The organism is Brevibacillus fortis, from assembly GCF_003013395.1.
In the GTDB taxonomy this organism is placed as follows: Bacteria; Bacillota; Bacilli; order Brevibacillales; family Brevibacillaceae; genus Brevibacillus; species Brevibacillus fortis.
Genome location: NZ_PXZM01000012.1, coordinates 212,381 through 234,402, shown reverse-complemented (window position 1 = coordinate 234,402; position 22,022 = coordinate 212,381). Strand labels below are relative to the sequence as shown.

At 44.5% G+C, this 22,022-nt stretch carries 18 protein-coding genes and 2 pseudogenes; 18 read left to right on the top strand and 2 right to left on the bottom strand.

The window, feature by feature from the left end; translation table 11 throughout:
- Positions 1-14 precede the first annotated feature (14 nt).
- From C7R93_RS09420 to C7R93_RS09380, 9 genes and pseudogenes are all read left to right on the top strand, one after another.
- Positions 15-866 (top strand): annotated as a pseudogene (locus C7R93_RS09420) (DUF2785 domain-containing protein).
- A 336-nt stretch (positions 867-1,202) separates the two neighbouring features.
- Positions 1,203-2,873 carry a DUF6138 family protein gene (locus C7R93_RS09415; RefSeq protein WP_106838588.1) on the top strand — a complete coding sequence of 557 codons (1,671 nt, stop codon included), beginning with the start codon at positions 1,203-1,205 and terminating at the stop codon, positions 2,871-2,873.
- Positions 2,874-2,960: 87 nt separating this feature from the next.
- A complete protein-coding gene (locus C7R93_RS09410) occupies positions 2,961-3,458 on the top strand; it encodes an imm68 putative immunity domain-containing protein (protein ID WP_106838587.1) in 498 nt (165 codons plus the stop codon).
- A 410-nt stretch (positions 3,459-3,868) separates the two neighbouring features.
- The gene (locus tag C7R93_RS09405) at positions 3,869-4,852 is read left to right on the top strand and encodes an ABC transporter substrate-binding protein (protein ID WP_106838586.1); all 984 of its coding nucleotides are present in this window, start codon (positions 3,869-3,871) and stop codon (positions 4,850-4,852) included.
- On the top strand, positions 4,849-6,864 hold the full coding sequence (locus tag C7R93_RS09400; protein WP_106838585.1) for an iron ABC transporter permease: 2,016 nt from the start codon (positions 4,849-4,851) through the stop codon (positions 6,862-6,864). The genes C7R93_RS09405 and C7R93_RS09400 overlap by 4 nt, the downstream gene beginning before the upstream one ends.
- Before the next feature lie 134 nt (positions 6,865-6,998).
- Positions 6,999-7,826, top strand: a complete 828-nt coding sequence (locus C7R93_RS09395; protein ID WP_106838584.1) for a helix-turn-helix transcriptional regulator — start codon at positions 6,999-7,001, stop codon at positions 7,824-7,826.
- A gap of 86 nt (positions 7,827-7,912) precedes the next feature.
- Positions 7,913-8,896, top strand: a complete 984-nt coding sequence (locus tag C7R93_RS09390; RefSeq protein ID WP_106838583.1) for an iron-siderophore ABC transporter substrate-binding protein — start codon at positions 7,913-7,915, stop codon at positions 8,894-8,896.
- Between the two features lie 33 nt (positions 8,897-8,929).
- Positions 8,930-9,268, top strand: a complete 339-nt coding sequence (locus tag C7R93_RS09385; protein ID WP_106838582.1) for a cupin domain-containing protein — start codon at positions 8,930-8,932, stop codon at positions 9,266-9,268.
- Between the two features lie 101 nt (positions 9,269-9,369).
- The gene (locus C7R93_RS09380; protein ID WP_106838581.1) at positions 9,370-10,104 is read left to right on the top strand and encodes a hypothetical protein; all 735 of its coding nucleotides are present in this window, start codon (positions 9,370-9,372) and stop codon (positions 10,102-10,104) included.
- 127 nt (positions 10,105-10,231) lie between these two features.
- On the opposite strand, the gene C7R93_RS09375 is transcribed toward C7R93_RS09380, so the two are convergent.
- A complete protein-coding gene (locus C7R93_RS09375; protein WP_106838580.1) occupies positions 10,232-10,606 on the bottom strand; it encodes a hypothetical protein in 375 nt (124 codons plus the stop codon).
- 204 nt (positions 10,607-10,810) lie between these two features.
- On the opposite strand from C7R93_RS09375, the gene C7R93_RS09370 reads away from it, so the two are divergent.
- The 7 genes and pseudogenes from C7R93_RS09370 (at position 10,811) to C7R93_RS09335 (ending at position 17,016) form a co-directional block, all read left to right on the top strand.
- The gene (locus tag C7R93_RS09370; protein ID WP_106838579.1) at positions 10,811-11,479 is read left to right on the top strand and encodes a YdeI/OmpD-associated family protein; all 669 of its coding nucleotides are present in this window, start codon (positions 10,811-10,813) and stop codon (positions 11,477-11,479) included.
- 200 nt (positions 11,480-11,679) lie between these two features.
- A complete protein-coding gene (locus C7R93_RS31115) occupies positions 11,680-11,943 on the top strand; it encodes an S-layer homology domain-containing protein (protein ID WP_106838578.1) in 264 nt (87 codons plus the stop codon).
- A 148-nt stretch (positions 11,944-12,091) separates the two neighbouring features.
- Positions 12,092-12,202 (top strand): annotated as a pseudogene (locus C7R93_RS31110) (hypothetical protein); the annotation flags it as partial.
- A 569-nt stretch (positions 12,203-12,771) separates the two neighbouring features.
- The gene (locus C7R93_RS09350) at positions 12,772-13,884 is read left to right on the top strand and encodes an ABC transporter substrate-binding protein (protein ID WP_106838575.1); all 1,113 of its coding nucleotides are present in this window, start codon (positions 12,772-12,774) and stop codon (positions 13,882-13,884) included.
- A gap of 12 nt (positions 13,885-13,896) precedes the next feature.
- Positions 13,897-14,910, top strand: coding sequence for a FecCD family ABC transporter permease (locus C7R93_RS09345; RefSeq protein ID WP_208637803.1), 1,014 nt, complete (start codon positions 13,897-13,899; stop codon positions 14,908-14,910).
- Positions 14,903-15,709 carry an ABC transporter ATP-binding protein gene (locus C7R93_RS09340; protein WP_106838574.1) on the top strand — a complete coding sequence of 269 codons (807 nt, stop codon included), beginning with the start codon at positions 14,903-14,905 and terminating at the stop codon, positions 15,707-15,709. The genes C7R93_RS09345 and C7R93_RS09340 overlap by 8 nt, the downstream gene beginning before the upstream one ends.
- Complete coding sequence (locus C7R93_RS09335; protein WP_106838573.1) at positions 15,706-17,016, top strand: hypothetical protein; 1,311 nt, start codon at positions 15,706-15,708, stop codon at positions 17,014-17,016. Before C7R93_RS09340 ends, C7R93_RS09335 begins: the two co-directional genes overlap by 4 nt.
- 120 nt (positions 17,017-17,136) lie before the next feature.
- Here C7R93_RS09335 and C7R93_RS09330 read toward each other — a convergent pair whose 3' ends face one another.
- Positions 17,137-18,087 (bottom strand): YndJ family transporter, encoded by a 951-nt coding sequence (locus tag C7R93_RS09330; protein ID WP_106838572.1) that lies wholly within the window; start codon positions 18,085-18,087, stop codon positions 17,137-17,139.
- A 306-nt stretch (positions 18,088-18,393) separates the two neighbouring features.
- On the opposite strand from C7R93_RS09330, the gene C7R93_RS09325 reads away from it, so the two are divergent.
- Positions 18,394-20,220 (top strand): assimilatory sulfite reductase (NADPH) flavoprotein subunit, encoded by a 1,827-nt coding sequence (locus C7R93_RS09325; protein ID WP_106838571.1) that lies wholly within the window; start codon positions 18,394-18,396, stop codon positions 20,218-20,220.
- Between the two features lie 34 nt (positions 20,221-20,254).
- Positions 20,255-21,976, top strand: a complete 1,722-nt coding sequence (gene cysI, locus C7R93_RS09320; RefSeq protein ID WP_106838570.1) for an assimilatory sulfite reductase (NADPH) hemoprotein subunit — start codon at positions 20,255-20,257, stop codon at positions 21,974-21,976.
- The last annotated feature ends 46 nt before the right edge of the window (positions 21,977-22,022 follow it).

The window sequence follows — 22,022 nt, the reverse complement described above, 5'->3', positions numbered from 1 at the left end:
AAGGGGATGAGATAGTGAGCAATACAAGGATGAAGCTCATGATAGACCTGCAAAGAATTGAGAAGGAAAATTACCAGCTTCGTGAAGGTGAGCGGACACAGGATTTTTTAAATCCAATGCTGCAATTTATCGGGGATCCTCAACCGGAATTACGGGATGAACTGATCTATCCGACACTGTATAAATGGATTTATGAAGAGGATCGGTTTACGGAAACGGAATTGAGCACTCTTCTGGCAATTCTAACCGATTAGCATCATTTGTTCTATCATATTGGTAGCGAAGGTGACCAGTCTGTATTTACAAGAACGTTCTCTGTTCTGCCAGTAGCTTTAATAGTACGGCGTCACAGCAAGAAGCCTTTTCTGGATTATGCAGAATTCCAGAATCTTAAGCATTCACTGCTCCGCTATTATAAGGAGGAAAAGGATTTGCGCGGCTATCTGCCTGAAGGAGGCTGGGCTCATAGTGCGTCACACGGTGTGGATGCTTTGCTGGAGCTGATCAAGTGCCAGGAGAGCGATACAGCGGTACAGCTTGAAGTACTTGCTGCTATTGAGGGGATGCTCCATAATGGGAAACAAATTTTTAGCGATGAGGATGATGAACGGATCGCCAATATCGTGGATACCATGATTGAAAAGGGTCTGCTTCCACAGCAGGAGATCGCTGACTGGAAAAGCGGTTTGACACAATGCGTCGACTGGCCGAGAAGCTACGTTCAGATGATCGCCCGTGTGAACAGTAAAAATTTTCTGCGTAGTCTATATTTCAGAAGAGGACAGGGCAGCCGCGGAAATGTTCTTGCCAGTGTCATACTTGCTGCAGAGACGAAATTGAACAAGTTTGCGACTGGAAGATATTGAATTCATCCTTTCCGAAAGAAAGGTTAAGTCCGATTTCGCCTGTCTAAACCCATATCCTCAACAAAAAATTGGATGAGAGTGGATTAACGGTAGCCTAGTTTTACTATCTGGTATCGAAAGGTCAATATTTCAATGAAAGTGCCGTTAATATATATTTTGATCGATATGTTGCATATCTCAGATAAACAAAAGGGAGAACGGCCTCTATGGCGTTCTCCCTTTTGCTATTGATCTTTAGCCAATCCCAGGGAGAGGTATACAGTTGCAACAAGGTTTCCCATTTTCATAGTATGATTATGTTGAAAAAAGATGGAACACGCGAAAAGGCGGGAGATAATGAACGAATTGCAAAAAGAAGCGCTGGAAGAGATGAAAACGGCGATTCATAAATGGTTTGACGAACAGGAGAATAGAAAGGACGCAGAGGAAGTGGTCTTACGCACCACGCTGCAAGTAGGCATTTTTAACTTTGCCATGCTGGATTATCGGCCGGGCAGGACTAGGGTTGATAGTTCGAAATCTGTGGGGAGTGCGGCAGGCAAAAAGTCGATGAAAGCTTCACCGTTTACGCGGGAGCAGATATTGCATGAGGTTCAGCCCTTGCTGGTGGAAATCGTAAGGGAGAGGCTGGACAAGCTGGAAACGTCGCCGTTGATCAACTACCGTTTTACCTTCCAAGGAACCTTCGCAACGATGGACGGGCTTGTGGAATTAACAGTGCTGGAAACTGTATATGAAGAGAAAAAGCGGCAGCTTCTGGAGCGAATTCAGTCCTATATGGAGGAAAAACTGGAGAAGGGCTCTAACCCCACAAACAGGCTGGAAACCTTCTTTTTGGCGCGTCATCTGCTGGATCCGTATTTGTTCCCCGAACCGGAAGCCGCAAAGACGATAGCTTTATTTGACCGGATTCAGGAGTTGAATAAAGAACAGGTGGAGGCTCTCGCGGAGCATCGAAGAGATATCATTAGGGCTTTGACCGACTGGGTCGAGAATGTATTTTTGCCGCGTTACTATGATGTCACCCGTTCCGAATACAGGACCAATGAGTATGTGATCAAGCCGGATGCTGTTTTTGAGAATAAGGATGAGCCGAATCAGCCTATCGACCTACTGTTGTACGGAGCGGTGATGACTATTCGTTACGAGCCGGAATTCAGCAAATTCAAGGGCCAGACTTTTCTGGAGCTGGCGAAGCAGCTTGGAAGCGGTAAAGCCGCACGTATGCTGAAGGAGGGCAGCGACAGCTTCTCGCAAGAAGACGTCCATATGCGTCATGAATTGGTCGAATGCAAGGCTAACGATGTTTTTTCCCTCTTCACAATCGTTATTCGCAAGGAAGAAGCCGGGGCGTACGAGCGGGCGATTTCGTTTATTCTCTCCCTGCTCCGAAAAGACTTCCCGAAAAGCTACAAAATCAAGTTAAAATCCAGCTTGAGAGAGTTTTTGCCCATCAAGGGGCTAGCCAAATCGGACACGCACCGTTTTTTTGCGAATGCTCTGGCTTATTCCGAGCTGCATCCTTTATTGGAGGAATACGCTCGTGAGGCGATGGAAGAGTATGAATGGTACGAGGATACGGAAAGCGAAAAAAGCGTAATGCCGGGCAGTTATGCTGTGTTCGGGCTGGGGCTTTCGTCCGAGCGGTATTTTCCGCTTGTTGAAGCTTACATGGACCTTGTGGATGATGAGCATCAGCTGGTGCATGACAAGTTCACAGCCGTTTTTGCCGAAACCTATGGCATAACGGAACGCTCGACTCCCACCTTAATCGCCTGCCTGCTGCGCTCCCACGATTCGCTAAAACTGAAGGTTCAGCCGGAGCTGGAAAGCGAAGACAAGCTGTCGCTATTCGTACAGCAAATAGAGACTCTGTCGGATGACGAGGCAGAGCGGGTACTGTACCCGATCTGGGGCAAGACGGAGAAGCTGGCTGCATTGGCTCGCAAGGAGCGAGGACCGCGCAAGGAGCTTATCATTCGTCTGCTAAAGGCGGCGGGAGCCTGACGGTGGCTCGGTTAAAGAGGCATTCTTATATAAGGAAACTATCTTATTTGGATTATTACAATGCGTAAAAGAAAGTGGGAGAAGAACATGTACATAAGCAAATGGTGGGGAGATTTAATTGGCGGTTCCGATGATTCGCTAGCATTAATAGACTATTTGGAACAATTGGACTCAACGGATGTGACGCTCAATCAGATTTTAAAGGACTTGGGTCTGGATGTTCTGCTTTCCGAGGGAGACTTGAAAAACGGCGGAAGTATTGGGTTTGATATAAAAAATGCTAACGGTACGTTTCGAGCAGAACTTGATATTGCCTGCTCAGCTCTAATCGATCTTTCAGCCATTGTGTTGGAGTCTCTTAAATCAGGCTATGTCGATTTGCATGATTTGGATGAGGATAGGCAACCGTGCAAACTTTATATAGATGTCTCCGAAGAAAAAAAGAACCTGCTTCGGGATGAATTGTACAAGTTTTCCCGTAATCCGCTGGCTTACGAATTAGCCGAGCTTGTTCCGGCCGATGATATGAGAGAGCTTGCGGAAAAGGCAAAAATGATCGCAGATGAGCTGGCACCGTTAAGCTGAACCATACCACAAATGATGGTAAAGGAAAAAGTTGAAATCACGATCCCATGTAGGACGATTTCGGCAAAAAAACATAGAATACAACAAAAGTCAGAACAAGGAACCGATTTCTGTTTAGTTTTATTCAGGATGAACAGATTGTATGTATTGAAAAGAGATAGTCCTTCAAACTTTTAGCCATTTCCACTTGCGGAAATGGCTTTTCTATTTTCTTAGAAATGGTGCAGATATTATGGCGAAGAAGGGAGCTAGTGAAATGGTGAGTCCAATCAAACAGGAAGAGTCGAAACTCACTTAATAATATTGACAACTTCATTAAGCAATGATAATCTCTCTTTGTTGAAATTGATATTGATTATCATTATTGATTTTGATAAAAATACTAGCGTTTACTGGGTGGGGGAAACATAATGAAAAGGCTATTACAAGTTAGTATTGTTCTACTATCTCTCCTAATTATTACTGCTTGTGGCTCAAAAAATTCGGATAACACAAACAGCGTTGCCTCAAATAATACCAACACGGCTGCTCCTATCATTATTAAACATGGAAAAGGTGAGACTAAGCTGGACAAGCCAGCAGTGCGGGTAGTCGCCTTGGAGTGGATCTATTCAGAGGAATTAATCGCGTTAGGTATTCAGCCTGTAGGAAATGCGGACAATAAGGAATATAAGATTTGGGTGACGGATGAAGCGGCACTCGCAGATAGCGTTACGGATGTCGGCTTGCGTTGGGAACCCAACCTAGAGACGATCGCGTCATTGAAGCCTGATCTGATTATCTCGAATACGGACAATAACGATGCAATCTACGATCAGCTTAATGCTATTGCGCCTACAATTGAATTCGATCCCTATCCGAACGAAGGAGATGCCTATACAGGAATGGTCAACGATTTTAAGACCATTGCTACAGCAGTAGGTAAATCAAAAGAAGCGGATAAGGTGCTCGCAGATCTTGATGAGCATTATGCAGCAGCTAAGGAAAAACTTAAAGCAGCTGGCAAGGACAAATTCAATTATGTCATTACCCAAGCATTCAGCAGCCAGAATGCGGCAACGTTGAGGATGTTTACGGATACCTCGACAGTCGTTCAAACGCTCAATCGTATCGGGTTAACCAGCGATTGGAAGTCCGACAAATTTGAAAAGTACGGTTTTACAGACGCCACCTTTGAATCCCTGCCAGCAGTGAGCGATTCCAATTTTATTTACATTGTCCAGAAAGACGATAACGTTTTCGGTGACTCGGTGAAGAATAATAAGGTTTGGAACGGATTAAATTTCGTTAAAGAAAACCGGACTTATGGCATAGGCGGAGACACATGGACCTTCGGCGGCCCCCTCTCCTCCAAAGTATTAGTTGACCGCGTTGTAGAAGCTATAACGAAATGAGAACCGTTAGTTTATTCGGGGGTGGCTTAGCCGCCCTCTTCCTACTGTTGATAGCCAGTCTGTGCTTTGGAGAAGCACAAATTTCTTTCAAGGTCGTGTTAGAAGCCCTATTTCATCGTCAGGATATACTCTCACATAATGTGATATGGGATATGCGTATACCGCGTGCAATACTAGGATTAATCTCCGGGGCAGGGCTTGCTGTAGCTGGGGTCTTGCTACAGACGGTTACTAAAAACCCGCTAGCTTCCACAGATACACTTGGTATTAATGCAGGTGCTTATTTCATGGTTGTTGCTGGAACGATCTATTTTCCCAACCTGCTCCACCAGTCACCATTTCTCTTTGCCGCCGCTGGTGGAGGCTTTGCTGCGATGTGTGCCTATTTTCTCGGAGGCGGTCGATCTACAAGTCCAATCCGCCTAGCCCTTTCCGGTATGATCGTAGCTATGGTGATCGGTTCATTTACAAGCGCTCTACATATATTCCATGCTACGGAAACACAGTCGCTATTTTTATGGGGCTCAGGCTCGCTCGCCCAACTCGACTGGAAAGGCGTTACGTATGCCTGGCCTGGCGTCAGTGCTGTTATTATCGTCGCTATTTTGATGGGCAAGCAATTCGATGTATTGAACTTGGATCAGTTCACTGCTCAATCATTAGGTCAGAAGGTTGATCTCATTCGCTTCGCCGGATTGGCGCTTGCAGTGCTTGTTGCTTCAGTTGTAGTCAGTGTAGTCGGACCGATCGGATTTGTTGGTCTCGTCGCACCGCACTTGGTACGTCTAAGTGGATTGCACAAGCATAATTGGCTCATTCCCGCCACCGCCCTTTGGGGAGCTGTATTGCTCACTGGGGCTGATGTTCTTACGCGAATGGTGCGTAGCAGCATGGGTGAGATGCCAGTAGGTGCGATGATGGCGATAATCGGAGCACCTTGGCTAATCTGGCTCATACGTAGGAAAATGAATGGTATTTTGGGTTCCTCTTCAACCTCATCCATGTCTATTGGCAGAAATCGTGTTCGGATTCAATTCCCGCTTCTCGCGCTCATCATGCTTTTCTTAGTTGTCTCATTCATTCTTGTAAGCATGACAATGGGCGGCACACGTATTCCGCTAAGTCAGTTATTCACGAGCTTAATTGGATCTGACGAAGCAGCATCTTATTCGGCCCTCTTTCATTTACGATTACCTCGTACCCTTGTCGCCGCAGGCGCAGGAATAGCACTGAGCGTAAGCGGTGTTCTAATCCAAGCTTCTGTTCGTAATCCATTAGCCGATTCTTCTATCCTGGGGGTGACCTCGGGGGCTGGATTCGGAGCACTACTTGTGCTTATTGCCTGGCCGCAAGTACCGATCGTAGTTCTTCCGATTGCTGCCATGAGCGGAGCTATACTTGCTGCTGCCGTCATATTCCTATTCGCATGGCGAAAGTCGCTCAATCCCTCGGTACTTATTCTTCTGGGGATCGCGGTTTCTGCTATCGGCTCCGCGGGTATTCAAGCCTTAATCGTACTTGGGCCATTATGGGGAAGTAGTAGCTATATATGGTTGACTGGCTCGACTTATGGTCGCACCTGGGATCAATTCCTTATCATCTGTATATTCCTAGCCGCTCTCCTTCCCCTTGCATGGTGGCTCGGTCGTAGGTTTGATATACTCGCATTCTCTGATGATAGCGCTATAGGATTAGGTTTATCGGTGCGTAAAACACGATTCGCTGCAATATCCGTAGGTGTTCTTCTCGCTGCTGGTGCTGTCGCCACTGTAGGAACTGTAGGCTTTCTCGGTTTAATCGTCCCTCATATGATACGAAGCTTAATCGGGCATAACACGCGACAATCCATCGTATTGTCGAGCTTACTCGGGGCTCTCCTTCTTGTATTGGCGGACGCCATCGGTCGAACGATACTTGCTCCGGTCGAAATTCCATCCGGCCTATTAATTACATTGATTGGCGCACCTTATTTTCTATTCTTAATGTTTCGGTCACATACGAAGAAGCTTTAGACCAATAGCTAGTGAAGGGTAATCCCTTTACTAGCTTTTTTCTGAATGTCATATAAATGAACGGACCAATCTTATTGCAATAGTTTCCCGTATAACGGCTTTTAAATGATTTCATTTGAAATGAGGTATGCGATGTGAAAATCGACGTTAATCAGTTAGCAGAGCATTTTGCACACATTCCTTTTCAAGTAGAAGGAATATATCGATATGCTAGAAATCCAGGTGTGCCTTACGCTGACTATACAGATTCTTTTCCTGGATTTGTGTTTCCACTTACAGGGAAGGTACAATTTCAATTTAATGATACGCCTTATATCCTTTCGCCAGGAAAAGTTGTGCATGGCGGTGCAAGAATGAAACTAGCTCAAAAAATGTTCGGTAACACAAACTGGGAATATATCCTTGTTTTATACCGGATATATAACTCAGAACTAGAAGAGACAAGCCTTTCTCATCAGCATTTTGAATTATTAACAGGACAATCCCCTCGTCTGATTGAATTAATCATGCGTCTTTGGCATGTGTATAATCAGCGCGGAGGCCTTTCGATGTTTCAGACCGAAATGCTGTTTCGCGATGTACTGAATGAAGCCTTAGTATGTGTTGTTAATAGGCAAGATAGCTGTGAATCACATACTTTATTCGAACGGGTATCTACTTATATTCATGAATACTATTATCAAGGCCTTACAATAGCATCGCTTGCAGAACAATATAACGTTAATCGAAATCGACTTTCTTACGTATTTAGAAGACATGCAGGCATGGGACCAGCAGAATATTTATTAAAATATCGTATAAACATGGCGCAAAACATGCTATTTACAAGTGATGCGCCTGTACAGCAAATTGCGCAAACTGTTGGAATTGCTGACCCCTTTTATTTTAGTAGAGTGTTCAAAAAACATTTTGGTATTTCTCCTACTGAATATCGAGAGAAGTTCATCAATAATCCATGCTAATTTCAACAGGCATCCATTTTAAACCAAAAATGACTTTACTATACTAATGGCAAGCCAAAGAAAACATCATGTCGGAGGAATTTCGTATGTACAAGATGAAAGGCTTGCTAATCTCCATGCTATTATTAGCAGGCATACTAGCAGGTTGTAATGAAACACCTGCTGAAAATAAAGGATCAACTACAGAAAGTACATCTACATCAGCAGTTAAGGCAGATGCACCTGAGTGGCCAAGAACATTTAAGGATGCGTTAGGTAAAGAGATTGTTATCAAGCACAAACCAAAAAAATTGGCCGCACTATGGTATTTTTATCCTGAAATATTAGTTGCATTAGGTGAACCGCCTGCTGCTTCTACTGAAAAAGAGTATCTATCTTCTTTATCTTATTTAAATGGAAAGCTGGATTCAGCTGAAGAATTAGGTGACAAATTGTCTCCTAGTATTGAGAAAATTCTATCCATTGAGCCTGATTTAATTCTAGCAACAGAACAACATGAAAAAATGTATGATTCACTAGAAAAAGTTGCGCCAGTCATTACGTTAAAATCCAAGGACATCTATGAAAATTGGCAATATGGACTCCGTACAGTCGCCGAGATTATTGGGAAAGAAGACGAAGCGGAAAAAGTCATTAATAAAATGATGAAAGAAATTACAACTGGGCGTGAAGCATTAAAGTCGATTCAAGGAGAGACAGTAGCTCTTATTTTGTCTTGGGACGGAAAAACTTTTAATGTTCTAGGTGAAGGAAATCCTGTCTATACACTTGCGTTTGATAAAGAAAAGGGACTGGGGCTTACACCAGATGATACATTTAAAGGTACGAATAATAAATTTACTACCTTTGAAGGGATTTCAACTGTTCAAGCAGACCACATCTTCCTTATAGGTGACATTACAAAAAAGGAAATATTAATGAATGACTTAAAGCAAAGTAAGGTATGGAATAATCTGAATGCCGTGAAGAAAGGCAATGTCTATTTAATGGATAGTTCCGCTATTACTGGTGGCCCATTAGCTATCGAATACGCTTTACAAAATATAACAAATGCCTTGCGTAAGCTCTAAATAACGCAGGTCAAAAAATAAGGAGGGATTCATATGCATTACCAAGCTATTAATCTGAATGAGAAGCTATCTACATTGAACGATCTCTGGTCTCCGAAAGTCATTGCTGAATTGAATGACTATCAATTTAAGCTCGTTAAGATTGCTGGGGATTTTATATGGCACGAGCATCAAGGTACGGATAAGGTATTTATCGTGCTCGAAGGAGAGATGTTCATTGATTTTCGTGATGGTCAGGTGAAAATTTCCAAGGGTGAGATGTTTATTGTCCCGGGGGGAGCCGAGCAGAAGCCCTTCGCCGAAAAGGAATGCCATATCATGTTGGTGGAGCCTAGAAGCGTAGTAAACACTGGCGGTACTGAGTCTGAATAACAGCAGCCAATAATACTCGGATCGATCCAGTTTTTGTTACTAGTACGAACTCAATGTATGAGAAAATGGTTCACGTAAGAAAAATAAACAGAAGATGACAAGTGGAGTTGAAGCAAATGGAGCAAGAGCTCGTTGCCTTAACGTGCGGGGTATGCAAAGGCGTATCAGAGCGCATAAGGATGGAAAGTGAGCTGTTTGATATTGCTGGCTTCGAAAATGATATTATAGAATGGTCAGATTTTGAAAACGAAGTTCCTCCGTTGGATGAGCGACATTGGCAGCGTTCTGATTGCCCGCCTGAGCAAGGTCAGGTTAGAACGGTGAAGGTTTCCCATCCTTTCCATATGAGGATTGGAGAACCCTTTTGGATCATGTACACCCCGGTACGCTCCAGTTTTAATGGATGGGATTCGCATCCCGAAGAGATTGAACAATCTTCTTTTGTACAGTGTTCCATTGAGCGTGTCATTGAGCGGAATGAGTTTAAAGCTTGGTTGTGCGTAAAGATTTTAGATGTATGGCTGATTAAGGATTACAACGAGAGATTTCCAGAAAGAGATGGGAGCACAGGTTATTTAGAAGGTTTTGAGATGTTCGGAGATCCTTACATATTCAACTATCGGAACTGGCTATTTATCAGTGCTGGTGCACAGGGAGATCTCGGTGAATGGGGACTCGTAAAACAATTAAATAGTCAGTACCATATGCTCGTATATGGAGATTGGGGCTTTCATAAGAATAATGCTTATGGAGGAAACATCCTGCTACCTAAGGAGCGGATCGATGGATGGCTCAAGCAAGCGATGGAGAATAATCGTTATGAAACGATAGAGTAGTAAAATGAGAGCGTAAAAGAGGCTTCATGGAAAGCATATAAATGTATCATTGCTTGGGTACCGAAATAATGATCGAATAGGAAAGGAAGGAGCTGACCGCCACAGCTCCTTCCTTATTTTTTACATTTTATTCACATATACTGCAATTCGGGAATTTCCCTTGCAGATAGGAATCCCACAGGCTATTGATAAATTCCATATTAATCTTGTTTTCAAACGCCTTGGAAATTAAACCAAAGTCGTCCGACGCATATCCTGCCAGCTCTGAATTCTGGGTTATCCGAAAAGTTTGCTTGAACACAAATTCCCTAATTTCTCTGATCACGGTATTTTCAGAGGGGGCAATTTCATCAACTTTTTTGTAACTAGAACTCCATGCCGTATCAAATTTATCAGCATCCCTAGCGTCTAATTCAGCGTCCCAATCAACATCTTTATGGAAGACATTCTCTAAAAAACTGTCATTACTGATTATCGAAAGTATCTCACTCGCTGTTTTCAACGGAACCCCCCCTTCCATATTATACTAATAGTAATTATCCTCCATAAAATGTCAACTGATAAAGTCTCCACGTGTACATTAACGGTATAATAGAATGGAAACATAGAACACATGAAGAGAAACTTTGCGAAAGCTTTACATATGTGGAAAGTAAGGTAGGCTGGGCTCCGAGCCGTACCATGAAATCAAAGGGGAAGATCCATCATGTCGAAAACAATCGTTGAGAAGCTGAACCTGCAAAAATATAAAAAAACGGCTGTCTTACATACACCTGAGGGTGAGGAGAGCTTAGCCGTTCTTAAAGAAGCGGAACATGAATTGAAAGAAGTGCAATATGACATGATTTTTGCTTTCGTACTGGATATGAAGGCCTTGCAGGAGCTCATGAAGAAGGTAATCGACTACAGCTATTTATTGGAGGGGGGCCTTCTATACGTTGCTTATCCCAAAAAAGGGAATAAAGTCTATCCGACTTATATCCATCGGGATGAATTGTTCGATGGATTAGGAGCCGACGAAGATGGCTATATCGGGACAAGCACTATCAAATTTAATCGAATGGTCGGCATGAATGAGGTATTTACGGTTGTCGGGTTTAAAAATGAGAAAAAGAAGGCGGCAAAAGCTTCATCTAAGCCGAGTCAATGCGTCGATGATTATATAGAATTTGTACCGAAAATAGAAGAGGATCTGCGTCATGCGCCAAAAGAGCTCGCTTTTTACCAATCTCTCACGCCCGGGTACCAAAAGGATTGGGCTCGGTATGTATATAGTGCCGTACAAGAGGGGACACGGGCAAAGCGTCGAGCTGAAATGATGGCGGTCTTGGCTGAGGGCTTTAAAAGCATGGATCTCTATCGCCGGAGTAAATGAGGCACTGTTTGAAGTTGTGCTGAGGCCTACATAGAATGAAATACAAGAAGAGCTCGCGCGAGTGTGGGCTCTTTGCTGTTTGCATGAACCTCGATACGGAACAATCAAAAACAATCGTGTAATCAACGTATCTCGCGAAAACTGGAATTTCGAACCGTATCTGGTCGATAAAGCGGTCGACGACCTGATCTCACAAATGAATAAGCTGCAAAAATAGTATTTACAGGTGGAAAAACCTTTCTGAAAATGGACAAGCGGCTGTCTATTCCGATACAAAAGGAAATCATGCAGATTCAATCATAGCGACCGTAACAGGGCAAGGCTTCATGAAAGGCTATGAGGATGGTACGTTCCGCCCGAATCAAATACTCACTCGAGCGGAAGCAGTAGTTTTGTTCAACCGTTTGACGGGAAGAACGCCAGTCAAGGGGTTGTCTCTTCATTTAGGAGACAACCCTTTCTGACGTTGATCACTGCGGACCACGCTGTTCAAGCCGAAGTGAAACTGTTTGAGAAACTGCTGCTTGATCAAGATATTCCAAAGGAAGACGGCGAGGATTGGGCTGATAAGATAAATCTCGATTCGTTGATCTATAGAAGGATGCTTTCCTTGAGCCTTCTATTAAGCATGCCTTACCGGAACAGAAATTCCAATTCTTCCGATATGGCCTTTTTTGCGTAGATAAGAAGTATAGTGCCAATTGGATGGTCCTTTTTCTATAACTTTCTGTTACAAACAGTACGGTGAACCGTGACATGTATGCTTCGACTTTTGCGGAGTTTCTAGAACGGCTGATTGACGAGCGGTCTTAAATAAGAATGCATCATAATCGTAGCTTGAACATCCAGACGTTAGTAAGGTGAAACTACGCGCCGTGGCAAATTTTTTGTCGATAGACCTGTTAAGGTGAGCCTTATTACAAATGACGCAAATTTTTTCAGTTCGCCCAGCATGGGTGATGACTACTAGGTGAAAGTTTCGAATAGAGGTTAGCTATCCTCGCCGTTGATATTGACTATCATTCTCAATGATGATAAGATGCTCTATAGTTTAAACAGGAAAGAGAATGAATTCGATAAGTATCAGCCCCTGATCCCAAAGTTCATTTGGACGGTCCTCTGGAAGAATAGCGTCTGTCCCCGCACAATAGCACTTTTCATTGGGAAATCTAAACGATATATGCAGGATACGATTATGAGAGTTTTGATAAACATTTTTCTCCGACCTGCGTTTGAGAGTATTCCTACATACCTTCCAGGGCATCAGAGGCACAAACAACTAGGAGGAAGACATGAGAAAAGTTGTAGTGACTAGTTTAATCGGTATTGCGGCATTAACGATAGCAGGATGCCAAAGCACGGATAATAGCCAAAAGGATAAGGAAACGAAAAATGACGGAACTTCAGCTGTCACGATCGTTGACGGTAGAGGCAAAGAAGTTGTTCTTGAGGATGGATATGCAAAAAATTTCGTACTGTTTCCAAATGAAGGGACAGAGATGTTTTCTATTACGCAATCTGTTGAGCCCTTCTTAGGTATGCGAAAAAGCGATCAGGATTCGAATATTGCAGGTGGCGTAGTAGCGAAATACTACCCTGAAATTTTAAAAGTAAATTCTAATATTATGGATGCTGAAGGGGATGCGCCCAACGTAGAGGAGATTTTGAAGCTGGCTCCTGATGTGGTGTATCAATGGACTTCAGCCGAAGCTAAAATCAAGCCGCTTGAAGATGTAGGGATTGATGTCGTTGCCTTGAACTGGGGTACTTACAAGGATGACGTTGAAAGATACACTTTGTACGGTCAGGCTATAGGGAAGCAGGATCGGGTAAAAGAAGTGTTGGCGCACCATGACAAAGCGAAGCAAGCCGTTTTAAGCGTCACTGAAAAGTTGACAGAAGCGGACCGACAAAATCATGTGTTTGTCAGCCATGTAAAAGAAAATCAAATGAATGTATGGGGAACAGAGCTCCCTCATACCCCTGTACATAAGGTAGAAAATGTCGCGTTTACCAAAGGGAAAATCACAACGAATGACGCTGACATTAATGCAGAAACGCTACTTCAATGGGACCCTGACATGATAGTGATCGGAGAATGGGCAAAAGATATTACGCCAGACTATTTCTTTAACCATCCCGTGCTCAAAAATCTGACGGCGGTTAAGGAAAAGCGAGTATATAAAAGTCCAACTTCTTCTCTGCTAGATAATCCAGGTATTAGCTGGTACTTCTATGCTGTTTTGTCGCATCCTGATAAGTTCAAGGGGTTTGATATGCGTCAGCAGGTTCGTGAAGATTATAAGATGCTCTATAACATCGATGTAACTGAGCAAGATATTGATCAGATTTTGAATGTTGCTGAAAATAAACATAGCAAATCCTTTGAATTGTTCATGCAATAAGGAGATAAGTTGATGGTAAAAGACAGACGTAACATTCAAGTTCAGTTCTATATCATATCCTCTATCATATTGTTTGTCTTGATGGTGGCAGCGATTTGTATCGGAAGATACACAATCGCTCCACTTGATGTTTTTTATGCACTGGTAAATCCAGACGCTGTAGCGGACTCCACGATTCCAGTAGTGGTACAAGAGGTGCGAATTCCCCGCGTAGTATTAGCTGTAGTTGTCGGAGCTGGCATTGCAGTATCTGGAGCTGCCCTGCAGGCCATATTCGGTAATCCACTGGTGAGCGGGGAAATTTTAGGGGTATCGTCCGGAGCAAGCTTTGGTGCGGCACTTGGCATTATTACAATCAGCAGCACGCTTGGTACGCAAGCACTGGCTGTCGTTTTTGGATTTCTGGCGATGTATTTGACGTATAGTATTGCAAAGAGGCGTGGGCATGTCACCGTGTTAATGCTTGTTCTCGCGGGTATTATCACAAGCTCGGTATTTGGTTCGGGTGTATCCCTACTCAAGTATTTTGCAGATCCGCAAAATGAGCTGCCTGCGATCACCTTTTGGCTGATGGGCTCACTTGCTAGCGCCTCTACGGATACTATTCTTAGAACAATACCTAGTATTTTGATTGCCCTCATTTTTATATATAAATACAGATGGCAGCTCAATCTACTTTCTTTGGATGAACATGAAGCGATCTCATTAGGCATCAATGTGAAAAAAATGCGCATCATGATCATCTTTTTTACAACGGTGATTATCGCCGCGGTAGTATCTATTGCTGGTGTGATCAGTTTTGTTGGACTGGTCGTACCCCATTTTACGCGGATGATTATTGGGACAGACAATAAGCATTTAGTGCCAGCGTCTATGCTGATGGGTGCTATATTTTTGCTCATTACAGATACACTTGCCCGATCCGTAACCGCTTCAGAAATTCCACTTTCCATTTTAAGCTCGCTTCTAGGTGTACCGTTCTTTATCTATCTTCTTAGAAGAACAGGGGGTATTTGGGATGATTAGAGTTGAGCATCTTAACTTTCAATACCCTAACTCAGACAGACAAATATTCAAAGATTTGTCCTTCCACGTACCGAAGGGTGAGGCATTAGCGATTCTTGGTACGAATGGGATTGGAAAGACGACCTTTGTGAAATGCTTATTAGGATTTCTAGCGTATCAATCCGGGGATATTTTTATCGATGATGAATCTGTCAAACAAATGGACACCAGTAAATACTGGAAGCTCGTATCTTATGTTCCACAATCGAAAAAAGCGGCCTTTGGTTTTACCGGACTTGAGATGACGGTCATGGGTCTATCCCCGTATGTGAAGATGGGCAGAACACCTACCAAAGAGGATTATGAGCGAGCGTATGAGCAACTAAGAAAGCTTGGGATCGAGCATCTGAGTGAACGGAATTGCAATAAAATGAGTGGCGGCGAGCTACAAATGGTGCTGATTGCCCGATCCTTGATCAAGAATCCGAAGATCCTCATTATGGATGAACCTGAATCACATCTAGATTTGAGAAATCAGCTAAAAATATTGAATATGATCGAGGAGTTAAATAGTAGAGGGGAATATTCTATTATAATCAATACTCATTTCCCTCAACATGCCTTTCGGATCGCCAAATCAACGCTGTTGTTGGGGTATGACGGATATATCTTTGATAAGACTGAACATGTGGTTACCACAAGGAATATGAGAGATTATTTTGGCATTAATTCTGAAATTTTATCGTATGAACGAGCTGAGAAGAGCTACTCGACGATACTGCCGATCGATCTACAAAATAGCCAAGAGGTCAGCCAATGAAAAAAATTGCTTACGTGACGACTGGGAAGAGCTCGCAATTAATAAGCTACTGGGATTATGCTCACTATATGGATCAATTCATTTATGCAGATGATTTGCCTACGCTGGATCTAAATGAATTTGGTGTAGTCATTCTTTCCTGCGGGTGTCATATTGACCGCATTCTTCCGCATAAACAGCAGCTTAACGATTACGTCAGAAATGGTGGATTCCTTTTATTATTTGCACTTGATCAAGCTGATCAGCTGTTAGACGTTGTACAAGTCGAATGGGTGGATTCAAAAATAAAGGATTGGCTGTGGTGGACGAAGCCAGGAGGCAAAATCGAGCTGTACGTTCCGGATGCGATCGAGCATTCTTTCTTTGACTATGTGCAGCCGAAGCATTTACATTGGCATTGGCATGGTGCATTCAAGGGGAATCATAACGGGACTACGCTGCTTGCGATCGAGGAGACGGACGAGTCGGTCATTATTGATTTTAAGGATCTTGAGGGTGGCGGTAGAGTTTTCGTCACGACGCTTGATCCACACAGTCATAACGGTCAGCGATTTATGCCAGTAACAACTAAGCTGCTGCAAGGATTTTATCCGTGGCTTAATCATGAACTTGGCATTGATCGAAATAAGATCGAACCGTTTACAGTAGCATATCTGCAAACAACAGGGATCGATACCGAGGATACCCCGCCATTTTTAGCGGATACCTTTGAAGGCACAAATGGTAAAATAGAATACTTTGGTGTTCGTCCGATTCCAGATGAGGTGTGGGACGCTGACATCATCTATATCCCTAGTATCTGCGATCAGATCTGGATGCAGCAATATTCGGATCGAATGATGGAATATATTAAAAATAATGGACAACTCATATTAAATATTGAGGTAGCTGTATGCTGGCTGCCATTTTTAAAGCCGTTTCACACGGTACCACCTGTTCCATATACGAATCTCAAAGTACGGGTACAAAATGATCCATTTGAATTTTTCAGGAATATGCCTGAGGACTTTGATGGATGGAGCGGGATTATAGGTCAGTATGCTAGAGGATTCTCTCCATTACCGGAGCATGCTCTAGGTCTCACATACATAGGATCGGAGCATGCCAAATACGCATCCGATTATATATGGCAATATCCGACCATAGATGGTAGTGGTGGAAAGGTAGTCGTGCATAACGGAGATAATATGATACGTTATCCTGACCACGGTGAGTATAAAAACAGCCTTGTTCGAGATATTTGTGTAGGTCTTATGAAATATCGCAGTGCAGTTGTTCCTTTTGCTGGGGTACAAGCACACGAGTAATGGGATAAACGTAAAAAGTTTATGTATGAATTCGAATGAGCCCCAGATCGTTGGGGCTCATTCGCTGTTCTAAACTCTAGACTTCTTACGATAGGATCGAGGAACTTTGCAGATGGAGATCTATGTCTTGTCAGCAAGCCTATTTTTCTTAAGAGAGTCTATCATGCACACCCATCCAATCAACCCACACAAAACAAACCCAAACGAATGCAGCAATCCGTAAATCGGAATGAAATCATGTATGGTTAAGGCAAACATGTTCTTCAATAACGGATAGCTAATGGAAAGAACGACAATCGTGTAAAAGGCAATGCAAGAAAGGACTAAAAAGAAGCTTGATTTATTGTGTAACGAGCCCCTCCTCAAGTAACCAAGCAGATAAGTAGTGTAAATCGCAATATTACAGGCGAACAAGGTAACACCAATGTACTCAATCGGCTTCGAGAAAATAATACCGACAGCGATCAGAATAGGTCCGATGATATCGATAGCTACGACCCAGGGATACCAGCTTTTCTTCGTCATGACCCGTCCCAGTAAACCGATAAAAATCGGAACGATTGCAGATGAGAAATGAAAGTGGACCGAACTCAGGGCGTGCGTTGCGGGCTTAGCTTGGGAGAGGTCAAATTGATACTGATAGAGGGTAAACCAAATGCCTCCGATAAAAAAATAAACGAGCCCCGCCCCAATCGCTATTTCCTCTGTTCTTCCCTTGCGATTCACAATAACGGTCAGGCCATAGATGCCGAGCAGGAATGTGAACAGTAGCCACCCGAGGGAGAGAGTCCCTGGTATAGCCGTGCTTCCCAGCCCCCACGTCTTGCTACCCATTACAGAGGCTAAGGCAAGAAGCGCTGCGGGAAATTGAAGCAGCTTAATAGCAGCATAAATAGTCCGTTGATGTTTGTTCTTTTCGTCGTAGCTCAAAAGTACAATCACAAGAGGTACAATGACGAAAGCCGCAAACATGAGAAATTTATCGACAAGCGGCAATTGGAAGTAATCTAGAAAAAATATAAGAATGGTTATGATTCCACCGGGAATCGTCGCTACTATCAATGGTTTCATCAAATGCCTCCATAAAGCCATCCATGGATGTTCACTTCACATTTTTTATAGAGAAGTGGTTACTTTAAGTAGTTTAACACATTCTGTGGGGGCTATTTTTCGACTAATCAGTTTGAATGTCTAAGAACACCCCGGGTCCTAAGATAAGGAACCGGGGTTCTTTCTGCTGTTATCCAATGATTAGGAAAACTTATGATGACAATAACGAATCCCAATTGCTCGGGCTTCCTTACTGTGGTAGGTTAAGGTAAATAATCATATAAGATTACTCGGAATTAAATTTTTTCCTGTGCGAGGTGCATATCGTTGGTACTTAAGGTGACAGACAGTCCTTTTAGTCAGGAACAAGTGGAGCTTCTGAACCGGTTGCTGCCCACGCTTTCGGAGGTGCAAAAGGTTTGGCTGAGCGGATATCTTGCAGCTCTTCACAAAGTGGAAGCACCGATAGCTGTTGGGTTTCAAGCTGCTTCAGCTGCGAATGGGCCAGTCATTTCTAAAGAGGTGACAGTGCTTTTCGGATCACAGTCCGGGAACAGCCAAAAGTTGGCCAAGGTGCTGTCCGGAAAGCTTCAGGAGTATGGCTTCCACGTAACTCTCTCCTCCATGAGCGACTTCAAGACGAATGCGTTGAAAAAGGTTGAAAACCTGCTTGTTGTGGTAAGCACACACGGGGATGGTGAACCGCCGGACAACGCCATCTCCTTCCATGAATTCCTGCACAGCAAGAGAGTGCCTCAATTGGTGGGCCTGCGCTATTCCGTGCTGGCATTAGGCGACACCTCTTATGAATTGTTCTGCCAAACCGGTAAAGAGTTCGACAAGCGGCTGGAAGAGCTCGGCGGCAAGCGCCTGACTCCCCGGGTTGATTGCGATGTGGATTACGACGAACAAGCCTCTGAATGGATGAATCATGTCCTGGCCTCCCTCAGTGAAACTTCGGCAACCCAAGTTGCTGCTGCAAGCGCAATCGTCGGCGGTGCATTGATCGGAACAGGGTCACAGACCGAATATTCACGGTCGAATCCGTTTCAGGCCGTGGTCTTGGAGAATTTGAATCTGAACGGACGAGGATCGGATAAGGAAACCCGTCATCTGGAAATCTCCCTTGAAGGTTCCAATCTCGAGTATGAACCGGGTGATTGTTTGGGGATCTATCCCAAAAATCATCCTGGCCTTGTCCGTGAGCTCATTGACGCGATGGGCTGGAAGCCGGAAGAGCTTGTTCCGATTAACAAGAACGGGGAAGAACGCCCGTTGGAAGAAGCGTTATCCAGCCATTATGAAATCACGGTTCTCACCAAGCCCCTCCTGGAACAAGTGGCAAAGCTTTCTTCAGGAAACGGGCTGCAAGAACTGCTTGCGGAAGGACAGGAGCAAGAGCTTCGAGATTATGTCCGAAATCGGGATTTGTTAGATTTGGTGGATGACTACCATTTGAAGGGAGTGTCATCCAAAGAATTCGTCTCCATACTTAGGAAGCTGCCGCCGCGTCTCTATTCGATCTCAAGCAGCTTGAGGTCCTACCCGGACGAAGTTCATCTGACAATTCGCAATGTTCACTATCAAGCTCATGGGCGAGAGCGGTACGGCGTTTGTTCGAGCTATATCGCGGATCGTTTGGAAATGGGTGATACGTTGCCAGTATTTGTGCAGCATAACCCCAACTTTAAGCTGCCGGTTAACCCGGACATACCGCTAATCATGATTGGGCCAGGCACGGGTGTCGCTCCATTCCGCGCCTTCCTGGGAGAGAGGGAGGAGCTTGGGGCAAAAGGCAAGACATGGCTTTTCTTCGGCGATCAGCATTTCTCTACAGATTTTCTCTATCAGCTCGAATGGCAGCGTTGGCTCAAAAAGGGCATTCTGACGCGCATAGATGTCGCGTTTTCTCGTGATACAAGCCAAAAGGTGTACGTTCAGCACCGGATGCTTGAGAAGAGTAAGGAGCTCTATCAATGGTTGCAGGATGGGGCGCACGTATACGTTTGCGGTGACGAGAAGAAGATGGCGCACGACGTTCACGCAGCCATGGTCACCATACTCCAACAAGAGGGTGGACTTGATTCAGAGGAAGCTGTTGCGTATTTGAAACGTATGCAACAGGAAAAACGATATCAGCGAGATGTCTACTGAGTTTCGAGAAAGAATGAGAGGGGAGATAGGAACCATGTCAGAAAATCATTTGCTTTCGCCAAACAGTGCTCCTCACAGCGATGTAGAGGATATTAAACGCCAAAGCGATTATTTGCGGGGGAGCCTGACGGAAACGCTGGAAGACAGGATTTCAGGGTCCATTCCTGAGGATGATAATCGCCTGATGAAATTTCATGGCAGCTACATGCAGGATGACCGAGATCTTCGCAATGAACGGAATAAACAAAAGCTGGAGCCGGCCTATCAATTCATGGTGCGCGTGCGTGCCGCTGGTGGAGTTGTCACGCCAGAGCAATGGCTCATGATGGATAATATCGCCCAGCAGTTTGCGAATGGAACGATTCGCCTGACGACTCGTCAGTCTTTCCAACTGCATGGCGTGATTAAGTGGAATATGAAGCAGGTGATTCAAGAAGTAAACGAAGCCTTGTTAAGTACACTAGCCGCCTGTGGGGACGTCAACCGCAACGTTATGTGCAACCCGAATCCGTACGAGTCGGAGGTTCATCAAGAGGTTTACGAATGGGCCAAAATACTAAGCAATCATCTCGATCCCCGGACCCGCGCCTATCATGAAATCTGGCTCGACGAAGAGAAGGTTGTCGACAGTAGGGACGGAGTAGAGCAAGAACCGATCTACGGGCCTGTCTATTTGCCGCGCAAGTTCAAGATCGGCATCGCCGTTCCGCCTTCCAATGATGTTGATGTTTTTTCTCAGGATTTGGGCTTTATCGCTATTCATGAGGAAGGCCGACTGTTAGGCTTCAACATAGCGGTCGGGGGCGGAATGGGGATGACCCACGGTGATCCAAAAACGTATCCGCAGGTGGCGCGAGTGATCGGTTTCGTCACACCGGAGCAATTGTTGGATGTCGCCGAGAAAACGGTCATGATCCAGAGAGACTACGGAGATCGCGCGGTGCGGAAGCATGCCCGATTCAAATATACGATCGACGACCGCGGGATCGAATGGTTTGTTCATGAACTGGAGCAGCGATTGGGGTGGGAGCTGGAACCTGTACGTTCCTATCACTTTGAGCATAATGGCGATCGTTACGGTTGGGTAAAAGGGAGTGACGATAACTGGCATTTTACTCTGTTTATTCAAAATGGCCGTGTAAAAGACGAGGGCAACTACCTCCTCCAGTCCGGGCTGCGGGAGATTGCCAAGGTGCATACAGGGGATTTCCGTCTGACACCGAATCAGAACCTCCTCATTGGAAATGTCACCAGCGAAAAGAAGCCGGAAATTGAACAGCTCATTCAAGCATACGGGCTGACCGATGGAGCTTCCTATTCTGCGCTGCGGAGAAACTCCATGGCTTGTGTTTCGTTGCCGACTTGCGGACTCGCGATGGCAGAAGCAGAGCGTTATTTGCCTACGTTGCTGGATGATATCGAGCTGATCTTGGATGAGGCGGGTTTGCGCGACGAGGAGATCGTCATTCGCATGACAGGATGCCCAAATGGATGCGCAAGACCTGCACTGGCGGAACTCTCTTTTATCGGGAAGGCAGTGGGTAAATACAACATGTATTTGGGCGGCGGCTTTTCTGGAAATCGATTGAACAAGCTGTATCGTGAAAACATCGGAGAGGCAGAAATACTGAATGAGCTGCGGCCGATCTTAAATCGGTATGCGAAGGAACGTGAGGAAGGCGAACACTTCGGAGATTTCGCTATTCGGGCAGGGTATGTGAAAGAAGTAAGATCAGGACTCGATTTTCATGAGTAGTGTGGTTGCCAAGAGATAGAAGAAGAGCCCGCGTCAACGTGGGCTC

Coding starts and splice junctions, on each gene's coding strand:
- C7R93_RS09415 (WP_106838588.1), top strand. CDS start 1,203: ATGAACGAATTGCAAAAAGAAGCGCTGGAAGAGATGAAAACGGCGATT.
- C7R93_RS09410 (WP_106838587.1), top strand. CDS start 2,961: ATGTACATAAGCAAATGGTGGGGAGATTTAATTGGCGGTTCCGATGAT.
- C7R93_RS09405 (WP_106838586.1), top strand. CDS start 3,869: ATGAAAAGGCTATTACAAGTTAGTATTGTTCTACTATCTCTCCTAATT.
- C7R93_RS09400 (WP_106838585.1), top strand. CDS start 4,849: ATGAGAACCGTTAGTTTATTCGGGGGTGGCTTAGCCGCCCTCTTCCTA.
- C7R93_RS09390 (WP_106838583.1), top strand. CDS start 7,913: ATGTACAAGATGAAAGGCTTGCTAATCTCCATGCTATTATTAGCAGGC.
- C7R93_RS09385 (WP_106838582.1), top strand. CDS start 8,930: ATGCATTACCAAGCTATTAATCTGAATGAGAAGCTATCTACATTGAAC.
- C7R93_RS09370 (WP_106838579.1), top strand. CDS start 10,811: ATGTCGAAAACAATCGTTGAGAAGCTGAACCTGCAAAAATATAAAAAA.
- C7R93_RS09350 (WP_106838575.1), top strand. CDS start 12,772: ATGAGAAAAGTTGTAGTGACTAGTTTAATCGGTATTGCGGCATTAACG.
- C7R93_RS09345 (WP_208637803.1), top strand. CDS start 13,897: ATGGTAAAAGACAGACGTAACATTCAAGTTCAGTTCTATATCATATCC.
- C7R93_RS09340 (WP_106838574.1), top strand. CDS start 14,903: ATGATTAGAGTTGAGCATCTTAACTTTCAATACCCTAACTCAGACAGA.
- C7R93_RS09335 (WP_106838573.1), top strand. CDS start 15,706: ATGAAAAAAATTGCTTACGTGACGACTGGGAAGAGCTCGCAATTAATA.
- C7R93_RS09330 (WP_106838572.1), bottom strand. CDS start 18,087: ATGAAACCATTGATAGTAGCGACGATTCCCGGTGGAATCATAACCATT.
- cysI (WP_106838570.1), top strand. CDS start 20,255: ATGTCAGAAAATCATTTGCTTTCGCCAAACAGTGCTCCTCACAGCGAT.